Source organism: Mycobacterium mantenii, from assembly GCF_001667865.1.
GTDB lineage: Bacteria > Actinomycetota > Actinomycetes > Mycobacteriales > Mycobacteriaceae > Mycobacterium > Mycobacterium mantenii_A.
Window position 1 is genome coordinate 1 of sequence record NZ_LZJP01000119.1, and the last position, 1,729, is coordinate 1,729.

At 68.2% G+C, this 1,729-nt stretch carries 2 protein-coding genes; both read left to right on the plus strand.

Annotated elements, in window-relative coordinates; genetic code table 11:
* Positions 1-90 precede the first annotated feature (90 nt).
* Complete coding sequence (locus A5688_RS23080; protein WP_067837527.1) at positions 91-1,305, plus strand: NADH:flavin oxidoreductase; 1,215 nt, start codon at positions 91-93, stop codon at positions 1,303-1,305.
* A 30-nt stretch (positions 1,306-1,335) separates the two neighbouring features.
* Positions 1,336-1,729: FHA domain-containing protein (locus A5688_RS23085; RefSeq protein WP_131812454.1), on the plus strand; the 394-nt coding region annotated here is incomplete at its 3' end.

The window sequence follows — 1,729 nt, forward strand, 5'->3', positions numbered from 1 at the left end:
TCGCCGCGCTTGCGATCGCCACGGTGCCCATCGATGGCGACCCGCCACGCCCGGCTTCGCCGCGCTTGCGATCGCCATTAGGCTCCGGGTATGTCAACCCCTCCGGACGTGTTCAGCCCCGCGAAGCTCGGTCCGATAACGCTGCGCAACCGCACCATCAAGTCCGCCACCTTCGAGGCGCGCACCCCCGAGGCGCTGGTGACCGACGACCTCATCGAATACCACCGGCTGCCGGCCGCCGGCGGGGTCGGCATGACGACCGTCGCCTACTGCGCCGTCTCCCCCGGCGGCCGCACCGAGGGCAACGGAATCTGGATGCGACCGGAGGCCGTGCCCGGGTTCCGCCGGCTCACCGACGCGATCCACGCCGAGGGCGCGGCGGTCAGCGCGCAGATCGGCCACGCCGGCCCGGTGGCGAATGCCAAGTCCAATAAGGCGAAGGCCCTGGCGCCGGTCCGGTTCTTCAATCCGATCGGCATGCGGTTCGCCAAGAAGGCGACCCGCGAGGACATCGACGACGTGATCGCCGGGCACGCCAACGCCGCGCGGCTGGCCATCGAAGCCGGCTTCGACGCCGTCGAAATCCATCTGGGGCACAACTATTTGGCGAGCTCGTTTCTGTCCCCGCTGATCAACCGCCGCGACGACGAGTTCGGCGGATCGTTGCAGAACCGGGCCAAGGTCGCCCGCGGCGTGGTGATGGCCGTCCGCCGCGCGGTGGAATCCGAAGGCACGCCCATCGCGGTGACCGCCAAGCTGAACATGGCCGACGGCGTCCGCGGCGGCATCAGCACCGAGGAGTCGCTGACCACCGCTAAGTGGCTGGAGGAGGACGGCGGGCTGGACGCGATCGAACTCACCGCGGGCAGCTCGCTGGTCAACCCGATGTACCTGTTCCGCGGCGACGCCCCGCTCAAGGAGTTCGCCGGGGCGTTCAAGCCGCCGCTGAGTTGGGGCATGCGCATGACGGGCAAGAAGTTCCTGCGCGAGTACCCCTACCGCGAGGCCTATCTATTGCGCGACGCGAAGCTGTTCCGCAACGAGCTGAAGATGCCGTTGATCCTGCTCGGCGGCATCACCAACCGGGAGACGATGGACCTGGCGATGGCGGAGGGATTCGACTTCGTCGCGATGGCCCGGGCGCTGCTGGCCGAGCCGGACCTGATCAACCGAATCGCCGCTGATGGCGCCCGGCACCAGGTGCATTCGGCGTGCACGCACTGCAATCGGTGCATGCCCACGATCTACACCCGAACGCACTGCGTGGTCACCGGCGCGCCTGATGTGGCAGGCGCTCAGAGCTAAACCACAGGGCTGCAAGCTACAGTTGTGGCGATGTCAGCACCAGCCCCGCCAGCGCTAACCGTCCATCACGAAGGATCGGAACGTACCTTCGCAGCGGGCCACGACGTAGTTGTCGGGCGCGATCTGCGAGCGGACATGCGGATCACCCACCCGCTGATCTCGCGTGCCCACCTGCTGCTGCGTTTCGATCAGGGCAAGTGGCTGGCGATCGACAACGGTTCGCTCAACGGAACCTTCGTCAACGGCCGGCGCGTGCCGGTGGTCGAGATCCACGACGGGCAAACCCTCAACATCGGAAACCCGGACGGGCCGCTGCTGACCTTCGACGTCGGTCGTCACCAGGGCCTGGCCGGGCGTCCGCCCCGAACCGAGTCGATGGGCATTCCGGTGGCGGCTCCGCCGCAGGCCGCGGCGTGGTCGGCGC